General features: G+C 70.9%; 17 protein-coding genes. 5 read left to right on the forward strand and 12 right to left on the reverse strand.

Translation table 11 applies throughout. The features are described 5' to 3' along the window. Nucleotides 1-13 precede the first annotated feature (13 nt). A complete protein-coding gene (locus AC1MLT_RS05180) occupies nucleotides 14-2,617 on the forward strand; it encodes a [protein-PII] uridylyltransferase (protein WP_481034196.1) in 2,604 nt (867 codons plus the stop codon). A gap of 23 nt (nucleotides 2,618-2,640) precedes the next feature. Here the strand turns inward: AC1MLT_RS05180 and AC1MLT_RS05185 are convergent, their stop codons facing one another. The 3 genes from AC1MLT_RS05185 to AC1MLT_RS05195 are packed head-to-tail and all read right to left on the reverse strand — an operon-like array spanning nucleotide 2,641 to nucleotide 5,719. Further along, on the reverse strand, nucleotides 2,641-3,711 hold the full coding sequence (locus AC1MLT_RS05185) for an amino acid ABC transporter permease (RefSeq protein WP_481034197.1): 1,071 nt from the start codon (nucleotides 3,709-3,711) through the stop codon (nucleotides 2,641-2,643). Further along, on the reverse strand, nucleotides 3,708-4,712 hold the full coding sequence (locus AC1MLT_RS05190; RefSeq protein WP_481034198.1) for an amino acid ABC transporter permease: 1,005 nt from the start codon (nucleotides 4,710-4,712) through the stop codon (nucleotides 3,708-3,710). The genes AC1MLT_RS05185 and AC1MLT_RS05190 overlap by 4 nt, the downstream gene beginning before the upstream one ends. Next, the gene (locus AC1MLT_RS05195; protein WP_481034199.1) at nucleotides 4,709-5,719 is read right to left on the reverse strand and encodes an amino acid ABC transporter substrate-binding protein; all 1,011 of its coding nucleotides are present in this window, start codon (nucleotides 5,717-5,719) and stop codon (nucleotides 4,709-4,711) included. Before AC1MLT_RS05195 ends, AC1MLT_RS05190 begins: the two co-directional genes overlap by 4 nt. Before the next feature lie 186 nt (nucleotides 5,720-5,905). Between AC1MLT_RS05195 and AC1MLT_RS05200 the strand changes: the two genes are divergently transcribed. After that, nucleotides 5,906-6,310, forward strand: coding sequence for a DoxX family protein (locus tag AC1MLT_RS05200; protein WP_481034200.1), 405 nt, complete (start codon nucleotides 5,906-5,908; stop codon nucleotides 6,308-6,310). Nucleotides 6,311-6,338: 28 nt separating this feature from the next. Here AC1MLT_RS05200 and def read toward each other — a convergent pair whose 3' ends face one another. Genes def through smc form a run of 5 tightly spaced genes read right to left on the reverse strand, consistent with a single transcriptional unit; the run spans nucleotide 6,339 to nucleotide 14,326 of the window. Further along, a complete protein-coding gene (def, locus tag AC1MLT_RS05205) occupies nucleotides 6,339-6,878 on the reverse strand; it encodes a peptide deformylase (protein WP_481034201.1) in 540 nt (179 codons plus the stop codon). A gap of 19 nt (nucleotides 6,879-6,897) precedes the next feature. After that, on the reverse strand, nucleotides 6,898-7,407 hold the full coding sequence (locus tag AC1MLT_RS05210) for a hypothetical protein (protein WP_481034202.1): 510 nt from the start codon (nucleotides 7,405-7,407) through the stop codon (nucleotides 6,898-6,900). Between the two features lie 58 nt (nucleotides 7,408-7,465). Then, nucleotides 7,466-9,637, reverse strand: a complete 2,172-nt coding sequence (gene ligA / locus AC1MLT_RS05215) for an NAD-dependent DNA ligase LigA (RefSeq protein ID WP_481034906.1) — start codon at nucleotides 9,635-9,637, stop codon at nucleotides 7,466-7,468. A 37-nt stretch (nucleotides 9,638-9,674) separates the two neighbouring features. Continuing rightward, on the reverse strand, nucleotides 9,675-10,787 hold the full coding sequence (locus AC1MLT_RS05220) for a cell division protein ZipA C-terminal FtsZ-binding domain-containing protein (protein ID WP_481034204.1): 1,113 nt from the start codon (nucleotides 10,785-10,787) through the stop codon (nucleotides 9,675-9,677). Between the two features lie 14 nt (nucleotides 10,788-10,801). Further along, entirely contained in the window at nucleotides 10,802-14,326 is a 3,525-nt protein-coding gene (gene smc / locus AC1MLT_RS05225; protein ID WP_481034206.1) for a chromosome segregation protein SMC, read from the reverse strand. A 103-nt stretch (nucleotides 14,327-14,429) separates the two neighbouring features. Between smc and AC1MLT_RS05230 the strand changes: the two genes are divergently transcribed. The 3 genes from AC1MLT_RS05230 to bla all read left to right on the forward strand — a co-directional run bounded on the left by AC1MLT_RS05230 (nucleotide 14,430) and on the right by bla (nucleotide 17,156). Further along, a complete protein-coding gene (locus AC1MLT_RS05230) occupies nucleotides 14,430-15,182 on the forward strand; it encodes a hypothetical protein (protein ID WP_481034207.1) in 753 nt (250 codons plus the stop codon). A gap of 146 nt (nucleotides 15,183-15,328) precedes the next feature. After that, nucleotides 15,329-16,021 carry a P-loop NTPase family protein gene (locus AC1MLT_RS05235; RefSeq protein WP_481034209.1) on the forward strand — a complete coding sequence of 231 codons (693 nt, stop codon included), beginning with the start codon at nucleotides 15,329-15,331 and terminating at the stop codon, nucleotides 16,019-16,021. A 202-nt stretch (nucleotides 16,022-16,223) separates the two neighbouring features. Next, on the forward strand, nucleotides 16,224-17,156 hold the full coding sequence (gene bla, locus AC1MLT_RS05240) for a class A beta-lactamase (protein ID WP_481034210.1): 933 nt from the start codon (nucleotides 16,224-16,226) through the stop codon (nucleotides 17,154-17,156). A gap of 34 nt (nucleotides 17,157-17,190) precedes the next feature. Here the strand turns inward: bla and AC1MLT_RS05245 are convergent, their stop codons facing one another. The 4 genes from AC1MLT_RS05245 to cysT form a co-directional block, all read right to left on the reverse strand. Continuing rightward, the gene (locus AC1MLT_RS05245) at nucleotides 17,191-17,700 is read right to left on the reverse strand and encodes a disulfide bond formation protein B (RefSeq protein ID WP_481034211.1); all 510 of its coding nucleotides are present in this window, start codon (nucleotides 17,698-17,700) and stop codon (nucleotides 17,191-17,193) included. 153 nt (nucleotides 17,701-17,853) lie between these two features. Next, on the reverse strand, nucleotides 17,854-18,942 hold the full coding sequence (locus tag AC1MLT_RS05250; protein ID WP_481034212.1) for a sulfate/molybdate ABC transporter ATP-binding protein: 1,089 nt from the start codon (nucleotides 18,940-18,942) through the stop codon (nucleotides 17,854-17,856). Between the two features lie 26 nt (nucleotides 18,943-18,968). Continuing rightward, nucleotides 18,969-19,880 (reverse strand): sulfate ABC transporter permease subunit CysW, encoded by a 912-nt coding sequence (gene cysW / locus AC1MLT_RS05255; RefSeq protein WP_481034213.1) that lies wholly within the window; start codon nucleotides 19,878-19,880, stop codon nucleotides 18,969-18,971. Then, the gene (gene cysT, locus AC1MLT_RS05260) at nucleotides 19,877-20,773 is read right to left on the reverse strand and encodes a sulfate ABC transporter permease subunit CysT (RefSeq protein WP_481034214.1); all 897 of its coding nucleotides are present in this window, start codon (nucleotides 20,771-20,773) and stop codon (nucleotides 19,877-19,879) included. The genes cysW and cysT overlap by 4 nt, the downstream gene beginning before the upstream one ends. Nucleotides 20,774-20,775: the final 2 nt, after the last annotated feature.

The raw sequence follows: 20,775 nt of genomic DNA on the forward strand, positions 1-20,775 counted from the left end.
GGACACCCCCGCCGTGATCGAGGTCGCCAAGGTCGACGCCGCGACATTGCGCGAGACGTATCGCGCCCGCAAGCTCGCGCTGTTCGATACCCTGCGCTTCTCGCGTGCCCCCACGCGCGCCGTGCATTCGGTGCTGCGCCAGCTCGCCGCGCTGGCCGACGAGACCCTGGTCGCGCTCTGGGAGCGGGCCGGCTTCTCCGGCGCGCCCGCGCTGCTGGCGGTCGGCGGCTTCGGCCGTGGCGAGCTGTTCCCCTACTCCGACGTCGACGTCCTGGTGCTGCTGCCCGAGTCGCATGCGACCTGCATCGACCCGGCCTGCGTCGAGGCCTTCATCGGCCAGTGCTGGGACGCGGGACTGGAGATCGGCTCGAGCGTGCGCACCGTCGGCGAGTGCCTGGCCGAGGCGGCCAAGGACGTCACGGTGCAGACCGCGCTGATCGAGTCGCGGCTGATCACCGGCGACAAGAAGCTCTACGCGGCCTTCCGCAAGCAGTTCTTCGCCGAGCTCGACCCGCGCGCCTTCTTCGCCGCCAAGTCGCAGGAGATGCGCCACCGGCACCACAAGTACGACGACACGCCCTACGCGCTGGAGCCCAACTGCAAGGAGTCGCCCGGGGGCCTGCGCGACCTCCAGACCATCCTGTGGGTGACCAAGGCCGCCGGCTTCGGCAACCGCTGGGAGGACCTGTTCAAGAACGGCCTGGCGACCCCCTTCGAGGTGCGCCAGATCAAGCGCAACGAGGCGCTCCTGAGCCTGATCCGCGCCCGGCTGCACGTGACGGCCAACCGGCGCGAGGACCGCCTGGTGTTCGACCTGCAGACCGCCGTCGCCGCCACCTTCGGCTATGTCGGCGAGTCCCAGCGCAAGGCGAGCGAGGCGCTGATGCGGCGCTACTACTGGGCCGCCAAGGCGGTCACGCAGCTCAACCAGATCCTGCTGCTGAACATCGCCGAGCGGCTGCATCCGCTGGCCGAGCAGCCCACGCGCATCAACGAGCGCTTCTACGAGAAGGCCGGGATGATCGAGGTCGTGTGCGACGACCTCTACCTGAAGGAGCCCCAGGCCATCCTGGAGACCTTCCTGCTCTACCAGAAGACCGCCGGGGTCAAGGGCCTGTCGGCGCGCACATTGCGCGCCCTCTACAACGCCCGCCCGGTGATGGACAGCCGCTTTCGCAACGACCACGTCAACCACGTCACCTTCATGCGCATGCTGGTGGAGCCGCGCGGCATCACGCACGCCTTCCGGCTGATGAACCAGACCTCGGTGCTGGGCCGCTACCTGCGCGTCTTCCGCAGCATCGTCGGGCAGATGCAGCACGACCTGTTCCATGTCTACACGGTCGACCAGCACATCCTGATGGTGCTGCGCAACATCCGGCGCTTCTTCATCGCCGAGCACGCGCACGAATATCCGTTCTGCTCGCAACTGGCCGCCGGCTGGGACAAGCCCTGGGTGCTGTACGTGGCGGCGCTGTTCCACGACATCGCCAAGGGCCGCGGCGGCGACCACTCCACCCTGGGCGCGCGCGACGTCGCCCGCTTCTGCCGCCAGCACGGCATCGAGCGCGAGGACTCGCGCCTGATCGAGTTCCTGGTCACCGAGCACCTGACGATGAGCACGGTGGCGCAGAAGCGCGACCTGAGCGACCCCGAGGTGATCGCCGCCTTCGCCAAGCGCGTGGGCAGCGAACGCTACCTGACCGCGCTCTACCTGCTGACCATCGCCGACATCCGCGGCACCTCGCCGCGCGTCTGGAACGCCTGGAAGGGCAAGCTGCTGGAGGACCTCTATCGCGCCACCTCGCGCGTGCTCGGCGGCCACATGCCCGACCCGGATGCCGAGGTCGAGGCGCGCAAGCGCGAGGCGCTGGTGGAGCTGGCGTTGCGCGCCATGCCCTTCGAGTCGCACAAGCAGCTGTGGGAGACCCTGGACGTGGGCTATTTCATGCGCCACGACGCCTCCGAGATCGCCTGGCACACCAAGCAGCTCTCGCGCCACGTGCGGCTGCAGGCCGCGCCCATCGATCCGGCGGCGGCGCCGATCGTGCGGGCCCGGCTCTCGCCCATCGGCGAGGGCCTGCAGGTGGTGGTCTACACGCCCGACCAGCAGGACCTGTTCGCCCGCATCTGCGGCTACTTCGAGCAGTCCTCGTTCAGCATCCTCGACGCCAAGGTGCACACCACCAGCACCGGCTACGCGCTGGACACCTTCCAGGTCGTGACGACCTTCGCGCCGGAACACTATCGCGACCTGATCAGCATGGTCGAGACCGGCCTGACCACGACCCTGGCCGAGGCCGGCGCCCTGCCCGCGCCGGGCAAGGGCCGGGTCTCGCGCCGCGTGCGCAGCTTCCCGATCCAGCCGCGCATCAGCCTGACGCCCGACGACAAGGCACAGCACTGGCTGCTCAACATTTCGGCCAGCGACCGCGCCGGCCTGCTCTATTCCGTGGCGCGGGTGCTGGCGCACCACCAGCTCAACCTACAGTACGCCAAGGTGACCACGCTGGGCGAGCGCGTGGAGGACACCTTCCTCATCAGCGGTCCGCAGCTCCATGGCCAGCGCGGACAGCTGGCGATCGAGCGCGAGCTGATGGAGGCGCTGGCGGCCTGAGCGGCGCGCGCCACCGGCCGGCGTCAGGCCGCCGCCAGCCGCCGTTCCAGCCAGGTGCTGTAGCGCGACAGCCCGAAGCACATCACCCAGTACACGGCGGCGATGAAGAGGTAGCCCTCCAGATAGAACGGCCGCCAGGTCGGATCGCCGCCCAGCGCCAGGCCCAGCGCCCCGGTGAGCTCGAACAGGCCGACCACCGTCACCAGCGAGGTGTCCTTGAGCGTGCCGACGACGGTGTTGGTCAGCGCCGGCACCACCAGCCGCAGGGCCTGCGGCAGCACGATGTCGCGCTGCACCGGCCAGCGGCCGAAGCCCAGTGCCATGGCGGCGTCGACCTGCCCGCGCGGCACGGCCTGCAGGCCGCCGCGCACGATCTCGGCCATGTAGGCCGCCACGAACAGCGACAGCCCGGCCAGCACGCGCACCAGCACGTCGGGTTGCCAGCCGGCCGGCCACAGGAGCGGCAGCAGGAACGACACCATGAACAGCACCGAGATCAGCGGCACGCCCCGCACCAGCTCGATGTAGGTCGCGCACAGCGCCCGCGCCGCCGGCCAGCGCGAGCGCCGCCCGAGCGCCAGCAGCAGGGCCAGCGGGAAGGCCAGCGCCAGCCCGATCACCGCCAGGCCGATGGTCAGCGGCAGCCCGCCCCAGCGGTTCGTCGGCACCGCCGCGAGTCCGGCGACGCCACCGAACATCAGCACCACGAAGGCGCCCAGCGCGACCAGCCAAAGCGGTGCCAGCCACCAGCGCCAGCTGCGCGGCCAGGCGCTCAGCAGGGTCACGGCCGACAGCAGCACCACCGCCACCGCCGGGCGCCATTGCGCCTCGTAGGGATAGCGCCCGAACAGCAGGGGCCGCCACTTCTCGGCGATGACGCCCCAGCAGGCGCCGCGACCCGGCATCCGGCAGGCCTCGGCATCGGGCTGGAACACCGCGCGCAGCACGCCCCAGTCGAGGGCATGCGCGGCGGCCCAGGCGACCAGCAGCAGTAGCGCCAGGCTGGCCAATGCGCGCCAGGGCGTGCCGAACAGCTCGCGGCCCCAGCGACGGGCCCAGGGCTCGGCCGGCGGCGGCGGCAGGGCGGCGCTCATCGCCAGCCCCGCAGCGCGACGCGCGCGTTGTAGAGATTCATGCCGGCCGAGATCGCGAGCGACAGCAGCAGGTATACCGCCATCACGATCGCGATGCACTCGAAGGCGCGCCCGGTCGAGTTGAGCGAGGTGTTGGCGACCGACACCAGTTCCGGATAGCCGACGGCCACCGCCAGCGACGAATTCTTGGTCAGGCTCAGCAGCTGGTTGGTCAGCGCCGGCACGATCAGGCGCAAGGCCTGCGGCAGCACCACCAGGCGCAGCTGCGCGCCGGGCTCGAGCCCCAGCGCCTGGGCCGCCAGCTTCTGCCCGGGCGCCACCGAGGCGATGCCGGCGCGCACGATCTCGGCCACGAAGGCCGCCGTGTAGAGCGCGAGCGCGCCGACCACCGCCAGGTATTCGGGGCTCAGCGCGGCGCCGCCGACGATGTTGAAGCCGCCCTGCTCCGGCCACTCGAAGCCATGCGGCCAGAAGGCGCCGGCCTCGCGCAATGGCCACGGCAGCGACAGGCCGCCCTTGCTCAGGAACACGCCCGGCGCCAGCCGGATCGCCTCGGCCGAATCGGGCAGCAATTGCGTCAATGCGAAGTACAGCATCAGCATCTGCACCAGCAGCGGCACGTTGCGCACCGTCTGCACATAGACCGCGCACAGGCCGCGCACCAGCGCGTGCGGCGCCAGCCGGCCGATGCCCAGCAACGTGCCCAGCACCACCGCCAGCAGCGCCGCCGGCAGCGCCGCGCGCACGGTGTTGATGAAGCCGGCGAGGAAGGCGCGCCAGAACGGCTGACCGCTGTCGTAGTCCAGCCAGCCCTCGGAGATCTCGAAGCCGGCCGACTGGGCCAGGAAGTCGAAGCCCGAGCGCACGCCGCGCCCGCGCAACACCTCCAGCGCATGCTGCACGACCCAGAACAGCCCGCCCAGCACCGCCGCGACGAGCAGCGCCTGCAGCGCGAGGCCGAGCGCCGCCGAGCGCCGCTCGGGCGCGCCGCTCATGCTCATTGGACCGGGAGCGCGTAGAGCAGGCCGCCCTTGTTCCAGAGGTTGTTGGCGCCGCGCGGCAGCTTCAGCACCGATTGGGCGCCGACGTTGCGCTCGAACATCTCGCCATAGTTGCCGACCGCCTTGATGGCGCGGTAGGACCATTCCTTGTCCAGCCCCAGCAGCTTGCCGAGGTCGTCGCCGGCACCCGCCAGGCGCTGCTGCACCGGGTCCTTGCCGCTGGCCTTCAGGGCGTCGATGTTGCCTTGCGTGACGCCGGCCTCCTCGGCCTCGATCAGCGCGTTGGGCACCCACTTGACGATCGCGAACCACTCGTCGTCGCCGCGGCGCACCACGGGCGCGAGCGGCGCCTTGGAGATCAGCTCGGGCAGGATCAGGTAGTCGTCGGGATTGGTGGCTTCCTTGTTGCGCAGGCCGGCCAGACCCGAGACGTCGGTCGTGAAGGCCTGGCAGCGGCCGGCGAAGAAGGCCTTGAACGAGGCCTCGAAGCTCTCGAAGACGACCGTCTTGACCGGGATGTTCTGGCTGCGGAAGTAGTCGGCGACGTTCTTCTCGTTGGTGGTGCCGGCCTGGGTGCAGATGGTGGCGTTCTTGAGCTGCCTGGCGCTCGTCACCTTGATCTTCTTGGGCACCAGGAAGCCCTGGCCGTCGTAGTAGTTGATGGTGGTGAAGTGGAAGCCCAGCGAGGCGTCGCGCGTCAGGTTCCAGGTGGTGTTGCGCGCCAGGATGTCGATCTCGCCGGCCTGCAGGGCCGAGAAGCGCTGCTGCGAGTTGAGCGGCACGAACTCGACCTTCCTGGCGTCGCCGAGCACCGCCGCCGCGATCGCACGGCAGGTGTCGACATCCAGGCCCGACCACTGGCCCTGCGTGTCCGGCGCCGAGAACCCGGCCACGCCATTGGTGACGCCGCACTTGACGCTGCCGCGCTGCTTGACGGCATCGAGCGTCTTGCCGGCCAGCGCCGGCGCGGCCGCCAGCACGGTCGTCGCGGCGCAGAGGACGGACAAGGCCAGGCGGCGGGCGGAAACGCGGCGTGGACGGGCCGCGGGGAAGGAGGCGTGGTGGCTCATGGATGACTTTCTGGGCGCAAAAAACGTGCTGCGCAGTTTACGGGGGCCTCCGCGTCCTTGCCCGCGCGGTCCTGAAGATCGACCACAATCCGGCTCCATTCCAACTGCACAAAGGCCCTCCCCATGTCCACCTCCGACGACACCGGCAAGCTCGTCCTGCGCCTGGCGCTCGGCATCCTGATCCTGCTGCACGGCATCTCCAAGATCAGCAACGGCATCGGCTCCATCATTGGCATGGTGACGGCCAACGGCCTGCCCGCCGGCTTCGCCTATGGCGTCTACATCGGCGAGGTGGTGGCGCCGGTGCTGGTGATCATCGGCGCGCTGACGCGGCCGGCGGCCCTGATCATCGCGATCAACATGGTGGTGGCGATCGCGCTGGCGCACACCGGCCAGCTGGCCAGCCTCGGCAAGTCCGGTGGCTGGGCGCTCGAACTGCAGGGCATGTTCCTGTTCGGCGCCATCGCGCTGGTGTTCCTGGGCGCCGGCCGCTTCAGCGCCGGCGGCAGCGCGGGCCGCTACAACTGAACCTGGCGGGCCGGCGACGCGGCCGGCCTCAGTCGTCGGCGCTGGCGTCGAGTCCGGGGAACAGCACCTCGGTGAAGCCGAAGCGCGAGAAGTCCCGGATGCGCATGGGATAGAGCTTGCCCCACAGGTGGTCGACCTCGTGCTGCACCACCCGCGCGTGGAAACCGCCCACGGTGCGATCGATCGGATCGCCATAGGGATCGAAGCCGGTGTAGCGGATGCGCGCGAAGCGCGGCACCACCCCGCGCAGGCCGGGCACGGACAGGCAGCCCTCCCAGCCTTCCTCCTCCTCGTCGCCCAGCGGCGTGATCACCGGATTCACCAGCACGGTGCGTGGCACCACCGGCGCATCGGGGTAGCGGGGATTGGGCGCATCGGTGCCGAAGATCACCAGCTGCAGGTCGACGCCGATCTGCGGCGCGGCCAGGCCGGCGCCATTGACGGCATGCATGGTGTCGAACATGTCGCTCACCAGCAGGTGCAAGGCGTCGGTGTCGAAGGCCTCAACCGGCTGCGCGACGCGCAGCAGGCGCGGATCGCCCATCTTCAGGATCTCCCGGACGGTCATGACGTCACCACCCCCGCCTTCAGGATCCGCCCGTCGTCCCGGAGGCCCGCTCGCGCAAGATGCGCTGCGACTCGATCGGCATCGAACGGTCGTTCGGCGACAGGATGGGATTGACCGAGGGCGCGAGCTGCTGTGGCGTCGGATTGCCGCGCCCCGGACGCGCGTCGCCGGGCTGGATGCCCGGATTGCCGCCCGGGCGATAGCCCGGGTCGGGGCGACCCGGACGGCCGCCATAGCCGGGCCTGGAGCCGTAGCCGGGTCGCGCGCCATAGTTCGGCGGCGCCGCATAGCCAGGACGTCCGTAGTAGCCCGGGCGCCCGTAGTAGCCGGGGCTGTCGTAGTAGCCGCCCTGGATGTAGACCGGTGCCGGCACGACCACCGGCGCGGAGTCGTAGTAGGAGCTGGAATAGCCGCCGTAGCTGGTTCCGTAGCCGTAGTCGCCATAGGGGCCGGGGGCGGCGCAGCCGCCGAGCAGCAGGACGCCGCAGAGTCCGAGTGAGCCGGCGAGCCAGCGGGTGGTCTTCTTCATGATGGCGTTTCCTTTCGATGCCGTCGTCGAGGCGGCGCGCGGGTATGAGGCCCCGAAATCACCTGTCGTCGGCGACCTCCCTGTCGGGACCATGATCCAGGATGTACAACATCCCTTCCTCATCGATCACCGGAACCCCCAACAAGTTCGCTTTTTCGAGCTTGCTGCCGGCTTCCGTGCCGGCGACCACATAGTCCGTCTTCTTGCTGACCGAACCGGCGACCTTCGCGCCCGCAGCCTCCAGCTTGTCCTTGGCTTCGTCGCGCGACAGCGTAGGAAGCGTGCCGGTGATGACGAAGGTCTTGCCCGCCAGCGGTCGCGGCGCGCGCGCGGCGGGTGCGCCCTCCTCCCAGCTCAGCCCGGCGGCGCGCAGCTGCTCGACCACTTCCCGGTTGTGCGGCTGGTCGAAGAAGGTCCGCAGGCTCGTCGCCACCACCGGACCGACGTCGTTGACCTCCAGCAGCTCCGCCTCGCTGGCGGCCATGATGGCGTCGAGACTGCCGAAATGCAGCGCCAGGTCCCTGGCGGTGCTCTCCCCGACGTGGCGGATGCCCAGCCCGAAGAGGAAGCGCGGCAGGGTCGTGTGCTTGGACTTCTGCAGCGCCTCGACCAGGTTGGCGGCCGACTTGTCGGCCATCCGCGCCAGCCCGGCGAGCGTGACCAGCCCGATCTTGTAGAGATCCGGCAGGGTGCGGATGAGCTGGGCGTCGACCAGCTGCTCGACCAGCCTGTCCCCCAGCCCCTCGATGTCGACGGCGCGCCGGGCGGCGAAGTGCAGCACCGCCTCCTTGCGCTGGGCGGCGCAGAACAGGCCCCCGGTGCAGCGATGGTCGACTTCGCCCTCGGCGCGCAGGGCATCGGAGCCGCAGACCGGGCAATGGGCCGGCATGGTGAAGACGGCGCCGCGCTCGCCCTCGGGCCGCGCCAGGCTGGCCGGCGCGAGTCCGACGACCTCGGGGATGACATCGCCGGCGCGCCGCACGATCACCGTGTCGCCCACGCGCACGTCCTTGCGGCGCGCCTCCATCTCGTTGTGCAGCGTGGCATTGGTCACCGTGACGCCGCCGACGAACACCGGCGCCAGCTTGGCCACCGGCGTCAGCTTGCCGGTGCGCCCGACCTGCACCTCGATCGACAGCACCTCGGTGAGCTGTTCCTGCGCCAGATACTTGTGCGCGACGGCCCAGCGCGGCTCGCGCGAGACGAAGCCGAGCCGGCGCTGCAGGGCGACGTCGTCGACCTTGTAGACCACGCCGTCGATGTCGTAGGGCAAGGCGTCGCGCTGGCGGCCGATGGCCTCGTGGAAGGCCACCAGCTCGGCCGCGCCCCGCGCGCGCAGCGTCTGCGTGGCGACCGGGAAGCCCCAGGTCTTGAACTGCGCCAGCCAGTCGATCTGGGTCGGGCAGTCCGGCCCGCCGTCTTCCGGCGTCGAGACCTCGCCCAGGCCATAGGCGAAGAAGCTCAGCCGCCGCGAGGCCGCGATCGCCGGATCGAGCTGGCGCACCGCGCCGGCGGCGGCATTGCGCGGATTGACGAAGATCTTCTCGTTCTTCTGGCCGGCCGCGATCCGCTCGCGCTGGCGGTCGTTCAGGGCCTCGAAGTCGTCGCGCCGCATGTAGACCTCGCCACGCACCTCGACCACCGGGGGCGGCGCGGCATCGCCATGCAGGCGCAACGGGATCTGCCGCAGGGTGCGCAGGTTCTGTGTCACGTCCTCGCCGATCGCGCCGTCGCCGCGCGTGGCGGCCTGCACCAGCACGCCGTCCTCGTAGCGCAGGCTCAACGCCAGGCCGTCGAACTTGAGCTCGCAGGCGTAGTCGACCGGCGGCGCGTCCTCCGCCAGCCCCAGCTCGCGCCGCACCCGGGCATCGAAGGCGGCGGCGCCGGCGGCGGTGATGTCGGTCTCGGTGCGGATCGACAGCATCGGCACCCGGTGGCGCACCTTGACGAAACCGGCCAGCACCTGGCCGCCCACGCGCCGCGTCGGCGAGTCGGGGGTCAGCAGCTCGGGATGCGCGGTCTCGATGGCCTGCAGGCGCTGGAACAACTTGTCGTACTCGGCATCCGGCAGCGCCGGCTGGTCGAGCACGTAGTAGAGATGGGCGTTGTGGCGCAGCTGCTCGCGCAGGTCGGCGGCCTCGCGCGCGAGCGCCGGCGTGGCGGGCGCGGGAGCCGGCGCCGGATCGGACGCGGGATCGGTTCCGGCCGCGCCGGGCAATGGATCGTTCATGGTCTTGTCGCCGTCGTGCGGCATCGGGTTCGTCTGGCTAGCTGAACAGGCGGCGCGCGAGGGGTGAGCCGGCCGCCAGGTCGCGCGATTCCAGCGTGTCGTAGAGCTGCTCGAGGTCGGCGCCGATGGCATCCATGGTCTCCTCGCGCAGCAGCTGGGCGTCGCCATCGGTGATGACGCCATCCATCTCCAGCGCCAGGGCGTCGGCGGCCTCGCGCATGCGCTCGAACGGGCGCTCGGCGCGATCGACCTGCGGCACGTCCAGGCTGAGCGTGAGTTCGCGGATCGCCGATTGCGCCGGATCGTCGGCCAGCGCGGCCTGGGTGTCGAACGCCAGCCCGACCACCGGCGGCAGCCCGGCCTCGCTCGCCGGCAGCACCATGCGCCCGGGAATGATGCCCGGCAGGAAGCCCAGGCGGGCGGCGTTCTGCTGCACGTAGCCCGGACTCCAGGCGGCATGCCGGGCCCGCAGCACGAAGCCCAGCTGCGCGTCGTGGGCGCTGGCGAACTGGTCCAGCTCGCGGGCGCGCGCGACCTCGTCGAGCATCTCCGGGAATTCCGGCGCGCCATTGATGCCATCGGCGAAGGCCTGGGCCTTGACGACGAATTCCGAATACTCGATCTCGTTGAGCGCACCGGTGCGGTTGGCCAGCTGCACGCCGATCTGGAAGGCGCCATAGCGCTGGCCGGCGACGGGGGGTTCCCACTCGCCGTTGTGCTCGTTCAGGCCCTCGACGGCCACCGGCTTGCTGCCGGCGCGGCGCGTCGCGGGCATGGCCGCGATGGCGGCGTCGCCGGAGACCAGGCCGTCGAGCGCGATCGGCGCGATGACGTCGATCAGCGGGTCGAGTCCGCCGCGGCGCTCGCCGGCGAGCACGCCCGGCAGGCCGCTGGGCGCCGGGAGGTCGGGGTCGAAGAGCGGCTCGTGGCGCGCGTTGCCCGGCACCGGATGGGGCTGCACGTGCAGCACCGGGCCGTCGTCGTCGGTGCGGCCGGCGGCGGCCAGGCGCTCGGCGTCCTCGGCCAGCGCCTCGTCCAGGGCGTCGGGCTGGCGCGGCGTGTTGCGGCGCGACATCCAGGTGTTGTAGGCCACCAGGCCCGCGAGCACGAGCCCGCCGAGGATGGCGAGGGCGAGGGTGAGACTGGTCATGGGATCTGGGACTTTCAGGCTGCTGCGACCATCGACACGGCTGCTTCCATGTCCACCGCCACGATGCGCGAGACGCCCTGCTCCTGCATGGTCACGCCGATGAGCTGCTCGGCCATCTCCATCGCGATCTTGTTGTGGCTGATGAAAAGGAACTGGGTGCTCTGGCTCATGGCGGAAACCAGTTTGGCATAGCGCTCGGTGTTGGCGTCGTCCAGCGGCGCGTCGACCTCGTCGAGCAGGCAGAACGGCGCCGGGTTGAGCTGGAAGATGGCGAAGACCAGCGCGATGGCCGTCAACGCCTTCTCCCCGCCGGAGAGCAGGTGGATGGTCTGGTTCTTCTTGCCCGGTGGCTGCGCCAGCACCTGCACGCCGGCGTCGAGGATCTCGTCGCCGGTCATCATCAGGCGCGCGTTGCCGCCGCCGAAGAGTTCGGGGAACATGCGGCTGAAGTGCTCGTTGACGGTCTTGAAGGTGCCCGCGAGCAGCTCGCGCGTCTCGACGTCGATGCGGCGGATGGCATCCTCCAGCGTGTCGATGGCCTCGTTCAGGTCGGCCGACTGGGCATCCAGGAATTCCTTGCGTTCGCGCGCGCTGGCCAGCTCGTCGAGCGCGGCGAGGTTGACCGCGCCGAGCGCGGCGACCTCGCGGTTGAGGCGGTCGATCTCGCCCTGCAGGCCGACCAGGCGCACCTTGCCGTCCTCGATCGAACGGGCGACGGCGTCGAGGTCGGCCTGGGCATCGGCCAGCAGCGCGGCGTACTGCTCGACGCCCAGGCGCGCGGCCTGCTCGCGCAGCTGGAATTCGGTGATGCGCTGGCGCAGCGGGTCGAGCTCGCGCTCCAGCCGCAGCCGGGCCTCGTCGCTCACGCGCAGCTTCAGCGTCAGGTCGTCGTACTGGCTGCGGATGGCGGCCAGCGCCTGCTCGCGCTCGAGCCGCAGCGCCAGCGCGTCCTGCAGGCCGGCGCGCGCCGTGGCATCGCTCAGGCGGCCGAGTTCCTCCTCGGCGCGCTCCTGCTCGGTCGCCAGCGCGACGACCTGCTGCGCCGCGGTGTCGATGGCGCGGGCCAGCTCGCCACGGCGCGCCTCGACGCTGCGGCGCGCGAAGGCCGCTTCCTGGGCCTGGCGCTCGAGCCGGCGGTGCTGCTCGCGACTGGCATCGAGCACGCGGGCGGATTCGATCACGCGATCGTCGAGCTGCGCATGGCGCTCCTGGCCGTCGGCCAGCTGCAGGTCGAGTTCCTCGAAGCGGCCCTCGGCCGTCAGGCGGCGCTCCTGCAGCGCCTCCAGCTGCGCATCGACCTCGTCGATGTCGGCCGCCAGCTGCTCGCCGCGCGCCCGGCTCTGCTCGGCCAGCTGGGTCAGGCGCAGGGTCTCGACCTGCAGCGCGTGGGCCCGCGCCTGCGTCTCGCCGGCCTCGCGCCGCGCGCCGACCAGGCGCTGCGCGACATCGGCATAGGCCGCCTCGGCGCGCGCGAGCGCGGCGCGCGCCTCGTCGCTGATCAGGGTCTGGGCCCGCACCTGGCGTTCGAGGTTCTCGATCTCCTGCTGGCGTGCCAGCAGGCCGGCCTGCGCCGAGTCCGGCGCGTAGAACACCACGCCATGCGCCGTCACGGCATGGCCGCCGGGCACATAGATCGTGGCACCGGGCGCGAGCGCGTCGCGCTGCGCCAGGGCCTCGTCGAGCGTCGGCGCGACCAGGCAGCCATGCAGCCAGTCGGCCAGCAGCGCCTGCAGGCCGGCATCGTTCAGGCGCAGCAGTCCGGCCAGCGGACGCAGCGCGGCATCGGCCGGCGCGGGGACCGTGGCACCGGCCGCCGGCGGTCGATAGAAGGCCAGCCGGGCCGGTGGCGCATCGGCCGCGAAGGCCCGCACGAGATCGAGGCGCGACACCTCGAGCGCGCCCAGGCGCTCGCGCAAGGCCGATTCGAGGGCGTTCTCCCAGCCCGGCTCGACGTGCAGGCGGCTCCACAGGCCCTGCAGGCCGTCGAGTCCGTGCCGCTCCAGCCAGGGCGCCAGCTTGCCGTCGCTGCGCACGCGTTCCTGCAGGGCCTTCAGGGCTTCGAGGCGGGCCGAGAACTCGGTCAGCCGCGCGCTCTCGACGTTGGCGTCCTGCTGGCGCGCGCGGCGGTCGTCGTCGCGCTGCGGCGCGGTGTCCTGCAGGTCCTGCAGGCGCGCCTCGGCCTCGGCGCCGGCGTCCTGCGCGGCGGCGAGCTGGGCGCGCAGGTCGTCCAGCTGCGACTCGTCCGGCGCGGCCAGCGCCTGGCGGTCGCCGCGCAGGCGCTCGCCGCGCAGGGTCAGCTGGCGCCGCTGTTCCTCGATGTGGCGCTGCTCGGCTGCCAGCAGCTGGATCTGCTGCTGGACCTGCGCCACGGCGGCGCGCTGGGCATCGGCCTCGGCCTGGGCCCGGCGCCGGGCATCCTCCAGGCCGGGCAGCCGCGCGTCGTGCTCCTCGAGCTGCGCGGCCAGCAGTTCGGCCTGTTCCTCGGCATCGACGCCCTGGCCGGCGAGCGCCTCCAGCTCGACCTCGGCGGCCTCGCGGCGCGCGCTCCACTGCGCGAACTGCTCGCGCAGCTGGACCAGCCGCTGCTCGACGCGCTGCCGCCCCTCGACCACGAAGCGGATCTCGCCCTCGAGCCGGCCGACCTCGGCGCCGGCCTCGTAGAGCCGGCCCTGGGCCTGCGACACCGTGTCGCCGGCGGCGTAGTGCGTCTGGCGCACGGCCTCCAGCTCGGCCTCGACATGGCGCAGCTCGGCGGTGCGCGCTTCCAGGTCGTTGAGCGCGCGGTCGGCCTCGGCCTTGACGCGGGTCTGATCGGCCTCGCTCTCGGCGCGCTTCATGAACCAGAGCTGGTGCTGCCTGCGGGTGGCGTCGGCCGTCAGGGTGTTGTAGCGCTGGGCGACCTCGGCCTGCTTCTCCAGCCGTTCGAGGTTGGCATCGAGCTCGCGCAGGATGTCCTCGACGCGGATCAGGTTCTCGCGCGTGTCGCCCAGTCGGTTGCCGGTCTCGCGGCGGCGCTCCTTGTACTTCGACACGCCAGCCGCCTCTTCCAGGAACAAGCGCAGTTCCTCGGGCTTGGACTCGATGATCCGGCTGATCGTGCCCTGGCCGATGATGGCGTAGGCGCGCGGGCCGAGGCCGGTGCCCAGGAACACGTCCTGGACGTCGCGGCGCCGCACCGGCTGGTTGTTGATGTAGTAGCTGCTGGTGCCGTCGCGCGTGAGCACGCGGCGCACCGCGATCTCGGCGAACTGCGCCCACTGCCCGCCGGCGCGATGGTCGGCGTTGTCGAACACCAGTTCGACGCTGGAACGGCTGGCCTGCTTGCGCGTGGTGGTGCCGTTGAAGATCACGTCCTGCATCGACTCGCCGCGCAGTTCCGAGGCGCGCGACTCGCCGAGCACCCAGCGCACCGCATCCATGATGTTCGACTTGCCGCAGCCGTTGGGCCCGACCACCCCGACGAGTTGCCCGGGCAACAGGAAGTTGGTGGGTTCGGCGAACGATTTGAAACCCGAGAGCTTGATGGAGTTGAGACGCACGAGAAGTCGTTGGAACCTGGGCCAGCGCCAAGCCTTTGATTTGAAAGGAGAATCCGATCACCGGCCAGCGGTGGGCCGAGCTCTCGATGATAACGTGCGTGCCATGCATCGAATTCAATTTCCGTCGTCTTCCGCCACCGTCCTGTGGTGCGCCATCGCACTCCTGGGCCTCCCGGGCTGCGCCGCCTTCCGCGAGACCGACCGGCGCGACTCCTATGCCACGCGCGAATGGCTGGAGTCCAGCGCCAACCGCGTCGCCAACCTCGCCATGCGCGACAACCTGGAGTCGATCCGGCGCGTGCAGCTGTCGCTCTACCGGCGCAATCCGCGCGAATGGCGCAAGTGGGCGCCCAGCGCCGAGGAGGCGATCGAGCGGACCTGGGATGCGGTGCGCCGCGACGTGCCGCCAGCCGGCCTGCGCGAAGCCCGCGGCATCGACGCGGTGCGGCTGGCCTTCGACACGACGTCGCCCACGCCCTACGACGGCGACCGCGTCGCCGCGCTGGTGTTCGGCTGGGCCTCGATGCTCAAGGAGGCCAACGGCGGCACCTGGTCGCAGACCATGGTCGATGGCGTCGACGCCGAGAACAGCTTCCGCGCGGCCCGCAACGTCGAGATATCGCTCTGGCTGATCGGCTCGAAGACCGGCGCCGACGGCCAGCCCCTGCTGCTGGCCACCGAGGTCAGCGAGCGCGGCCGCAACCTGGTGATCGACCGCGAGCTGTCGAAGGTGGTGGCGCGGCTCGACCTGCTGGCCGCGCAGGCGGACGAGAAATACCGGCGCGCGGCGCTCGACTTCGCGCAGGGCTGGCTGCTGGGCAACCTGGGGCCGTTCCTGTCGCTGGCCCGGCGCTGAGACGCGCCTCGCGATGCCATCGCGCGCCGACCGGGGGGCGTGAAATCCGTCACATCGGGACTTCTAGAATATCCCGTGGTCCTCCACATCCACGCGCACTCCTCATCCCTTCCCCCTCCTCCTTCCCCTCTCCCACAGCACATCCCATGAGCTCCATCAATTTCATCGGCGGCGAAAAAGGCGGCGTTGGCAAATCCGTCGTCTCGCGGGTCCTGGCGCAGTACTTCATCGACCACAGCCGGCCCTTCACCGGCTTCGACACCGATCGCTCGCACACCTCGTTCGCGCGCTTCTACCAGGGCTTCGCCTCGCCGGTGGTGGTCGACAGCTTCGAGGGACTCGACGCCGTCGTGGCCGGCTTCGAGACCAACCCGCAGCAGAGCGCCATCGTCGACCTCGCGGCCCAGACCCTGGCGCCCCTGTCGCGCTGGATCAAGGAATCGGACCTGCTGGGCGTGTTCGAGGAAATGGGCATCGCCGTCAACTTCTGGCACGTGCTGGACGACGGCAAGGATTCGAGCGAGCTGCTCGGCACCCTGATCGACACCTTCGGCAGCAAGCCCAACTACATCGTGGTGCAGAACTACGGCCGTGGCGGCGATTTCGCCCAGCTGCTGGCCTCGCCCTCGCTGGCCAAGGCCACCGCCAACGGCGCCCACGTGATCGCCCTGCCGCGCCTGCACGAGGCCAGCATGCGCAAGATCGACATGCACGACACCAGCTTCTGGAAGGCGGTCAACGACCGCGAGACCCCGCAGGCGCTCGGCCTGCTGGAACGCCAGCGCGTGAAGACCTGGCTCGCCACCACCTACGCGGCCTTCGACACCCTGCCGCTCTGAGCGCCTGCGCCAAGCCCCCGCCAGCGCGCCCGAGCACCCGCGCCTGATCCGGCCGCTTCCAGGCCGCGGTCCGGCACAGGGCCGCCACGCCAGGCACGCCAAGCGCGGCATGGCGTTCCCATGCCGAGCTGTATCTACGGACGCGGCGCCAGCCGGGTCCGCAGGGATCTTCATCAACGCATAGGCCGTTAGCAGATTGAAAATGGAACGTCGAAAATTCGCCCTCGGACTGGCATCGTGGCCCCTGCTCGGCGCCCTGCCGGCATCGGCCCGCACCCCCCGGATCGAGCATGTTTCCCGCTCCGATGCGGACTCGCCGGCCGCGCTCGAGACCCGGCGCGCCCTGCGCCGGATCGAAGCGGCGGCCGGCGCCCGGCTCGGCGTCGGCATCCTCGACACCGCCAGCGGACAGCGGGTCGGCCATCGCGCCGACGAGCGTTTCCCGATGTGCAGCACCTTCAAGTTCCTGGCGGCGGCGCAGGTGCTGCGGCGCGTCGATCGAGATCTGGAATCGCTCGATCGCCCGGTGGCGATCCGCGCCGACCGGCTCGTCACCTACTCCCCCGCCACCGGCCGCCATGCCGGCGGCCACATGACGATGGGCGAGCTGTGCGAGGCCGCCGTCACGCTCAGCGACAACAGCGCCGCCAACCTGATGCTGGAGAGCTTCGACGGTCCGGCCGGGCTGACGCGCTTCGCGCGCTCGCTGGGGGACGACGTCACCCGCCTCGACCGCATCGAGACCACGCTCAACGAGGCCACCCCGGGCGACCCGCGCGACACCACCTCGCCAGCGGCGATGCTCGGCCTGATGCGCGAACTGCTGCTCGGCCGCGCCCTGGCCCCGGCCTCGCGCGAACGTCTGCGGAGCTGGCTGGGCGCCAACACCACCGGCGCCACCAGCCTGAAGGCCGGCCTGCCCGCCGACTGGCGCATCGGCGACAAGACCGGCGCGGGCGGCCACGGCACGCGCAACGACATCGCGATCGTCTGGCCGCGCGGCACCGGCGCGCCGGTGCTGGTGACGGCCTACCTGACCGGCGCGACCGCGCTCGACGATGCCGCGCAACGCCGCGTGCTGGCCGAGGTCGGCGCGCTGCTGCCGGATTTCGTGGCTCGCGCGGCGGCCGGCTGAGCGGCCGCCGGAGCGACGGCGGCGGGTCCGGTCCTCAGGCCGCCAGGCGCGGGCGCCGCGCCAGCAGCAAGGCCAGCAGCAGCAGCGCGAACAGCACGAAGCAGAGGAACGACCAGTTGGCGATCGACAGGCCGAGGAAGCTCCAGTCGACCTTGCTGCAGTCGCCACCGCCCCGGAAGATCATCGGCAGCGCGCGTTGCAGTGGGAAGGTCTCGATCATTCCGTAGATGTCGCGTCCGCAGGTGACCACCTCCGGCGGATACCACTGCAGCCAGCTCTGCTGCGCCGCCGTGTAGGCACCGCCGATCGAGAACAGCAGCGCCAGTCCGGTGCCCAGGCGCCGGGCTCCGGAACCGTGCATCAGCGCCGCCAGGCCACTGAACAAGGCCACCGCGATCAGCGCATAGCGCTGGACCACGCACATCGGACACGGCTCCAGGCCGACGACGTGCTGCAGGTACATGCCGAAGGCGAGCATGGCGACACAGGCGGCGCAGATGAGCGCGAGCGCGCGCCGGGGCGCGCCGAAGAACCAGGAGATCAAGGTAGGAGTCCTCGCAGACGGAAGAAGACGGATGCGGGCGGGATCGAGGACCGGCAAGGCCGCCGCTCCCACCCAGGGAGCCGCATTATCGGAGGCGCCCGCCGGGCCCCGCGCCCGGCCGCCCGCGCGCGATGCTGCCCGCCGACGCCCGCGTCAGGCCGGCTGCACGAACAGCCGCACATTGCGCGGCGTCGCCAGCACGCGGTCGCCCTCGCGCAGGCCGGTGGCCTGGAACTGCTGCGCCGGCAGGTGCACCTCGATCACGGCCGGCAGCGCCGCCGGATAGGCGGCATGGGAAGCCAGCGGCTCGAGCTCGAGCCGGGCCGTCGGCCCCACCACGATGGCGCGCGTGATGGTGGCGGCGATGCCGTTGCCACCCTCGGCCCAGGGCGCGAGGTCGAACTCATGCGGCCGCACGTAGGCCATCGCCTTGCCATCGGCGACGCCGCTGTGCTCGGGCGCGTCGATGCGCATGCCGCCGACGCTGACCTCGCCGCTCTGCGCCCGGCCATGGAACAGGTTGACGTCGCCCAGGAAGCTGTAGACGAACGGGCTGGCCGGATGGTCCCAGACGGCCTGCGGTGAGCCGCTCTGCTCGATGCGGCCCTGGTTGATCACGACCACGCGATCGGCCACCTCCAGCGCCTCCTCCTGGTCGTGCGTGACGAAGATCGAGGTCACGTGCAGCTCGTCGTGCAGCCGGCGCAGCCAGCGGCGCAGTTCCTTGCGCACCTTGGCGTCGAGCGCGCCGAAGGGCTCGTCGAGCAGCAGCACCTTCGGCTCCACCGCCAGCGCACGCGCCAGGGCGATGCGCTGGCGCTGGCCACCCGAGAGCTGCGGCGGATAGCGGTCGGCGATCCAGTCGAGCTGCACCAGCTTCAGCAGCTCGTGCACCTTGGCCTTGATCTGGGCGTCCGAGGGCCGCTGGTCGCGCGGCTTGACACGCAGGCCGAAGGCCACGTTCTCGAACACCGTCAGGTGGCGGAACAGCGCGTAGTGCTGGAACACGAAGCCGACCTTGCGCTCGCGCACGTGGACGTCGGTGGTGTCCTCGCCATAGAAATGGATGCTGCCGGCGTCGGCCGTCTCCAGCCCCGCGATGATCCTCAGCAAGGTCGTCTTGCCGCAGCCCGAGGGGCCCAGCAGCGCGATCAGCTCGCCCGAGTCGATGTCCAGGCTGACGTCGCGCAGGGCCTGGAAATCGCCGAAGTGCTTGCTGACGTTTCTGATTTCGATGCTCATGGTGTGTGTATCCCTTCCCGGTCGGTTCAGTGGGGCGCGGCGGCGGCATCGGCCGAGGGCGGGCGCTCCGGCGGCAGGTCGGCGGTGGCGCGCAGTTCGCGTTCGTGGCGCCATTCGATGACCGACTTGACGACCAGCGTGACGATGGCCAGCAGCGCCAGCAGCGACGCCACCGCGAAGGCCGCGACCGACTGGTATTCGTTGTAGAGCACCTCGACGTGCAGCGGAATGGTGTTGGTCTGACCACGGATGTGGCCCGAGACCACCGACACCGCGCCGAACTCGCCCATCGCCCGCGCGTTGCACAGGATCACGCCATAGAGCAGGCCCCACTTGATGTTGGGCAGGGTCACGCGCCAGAAGGTCTGCCAGCCGGTGGCGCCCAGCACCATCGCCGCCTGCTCCTCGTCGGTGCCCTGCGCCTGCATCAGCGGGATCAGCTCGCGGGCGATGAACGGGAAGGTCACGAAGACCGTCGCCAGCACGATGCCCGGCACGGCGAAGATGATCTTGATGTCGTGCGCCGCCAGCCACGGACCCAGCCAGCCGTGGGCGCCGAACACCAGCACGTAGATCAGGCCCGCGACCACCGGCGATACCGCGAACGGCAGGTCCACCAGCGTGGTCAGGAAGGCCTTGCCACGGAACTCGAACTTGGCGATGGCCCAGGCCGCGCAGATGCCGAAGACCAGGTTGAGCGGCACCGTGAGGGCCGCGACCAGCAAGGTCAGCCGGATCGCGCTCCAGGCATCGGGCTCCTGGAGGGCGGCGAAGAAGGCATCGGCGCCCTTGCGCAGCGCCTCGGTGAAGACCGCCGCCAGCGGCAGCACCAGGAACAGCGCGATGAACAGCAGCGCCAGGCCGATCAGCAGGCGCCGGATCCAGGGCGATTCGGTGGTGCCGGCGAGCGTGCGGCGGGTGGGCGGGGTCGCGCTCATGCCGAGGCTCCCGCGGAGCGCCGCCGCTGCCAGGCCTGCAGACCGTTGATGACCAGCAGCATCGCGAACGACACCACCAGCATCACCAGCGCCACGGCGGTGGCGCCGGCGTAGTCGTACTGCTCCAGCTTGCCGATGATGATGAGCGGCGTGATCTCGGAGACCATGGGCATGTTGCCGGCGATGAAGATGACCGAGCCGTACTCGCCGATGGCGCGCGCGAAGGCCATCGCGAAGCCGGTCAGCAGCGCCGGCAGGATGGTCGGCAGGATGACCCGCGTGAAGGTCTGCCAGCGCGTCGCGCCCAGGCAGGTGGCGGCTTCCTCCAGCTCCTTCTCGGTGTCCTCGAGCACCGGCTGCACCGTGCGCACCACGAAGGGCAATCCGATGAAGATCAGCGCGATGACGACGCCGGCCGGCGTGAACGCCAGCTTGATGCCCAGCGGCTCGAGGTACTGCCCGATCCAGCCGTTGCCCGCCAGCAGCGCCGTCAGCGCGATGCCGGCCACCGCCGTGGGCAGCGCGAACGGCAGGTCGACCAGCGCGTCGACGATCTTCTTGCCCGGGAACTGGTAGCGCACCAGCACCCAGGCCACCAGCAGCCCGGCGAACAGGTTCACCGTCGCCGCCAGCAGCGAGGCGCCGAAGGTCAGGCGGTAGGAGGCCAGCACGCGCGGCGCGCTGATGGCGACCCAGAACTGGTCCCAGGTCAGGGTGAAGGTCTTGAAGACCAGTGTCGAGAGCGGGATCAGGACGATCAGGCTGAGATACAGCAGGGTGTAGCCGAGCGTGATGTTGAAGCCCGGCAGCACGCGGCGCGAGACCCCGCGGCCACCGGCGCGCGCGACCGGCCCTGCCGCCGGGGACGGCAGGGCCGTGGAAATGCCGCTCATGG

Source organism: Variovorax sp. PEI5 (assembly GCF_056679935.1).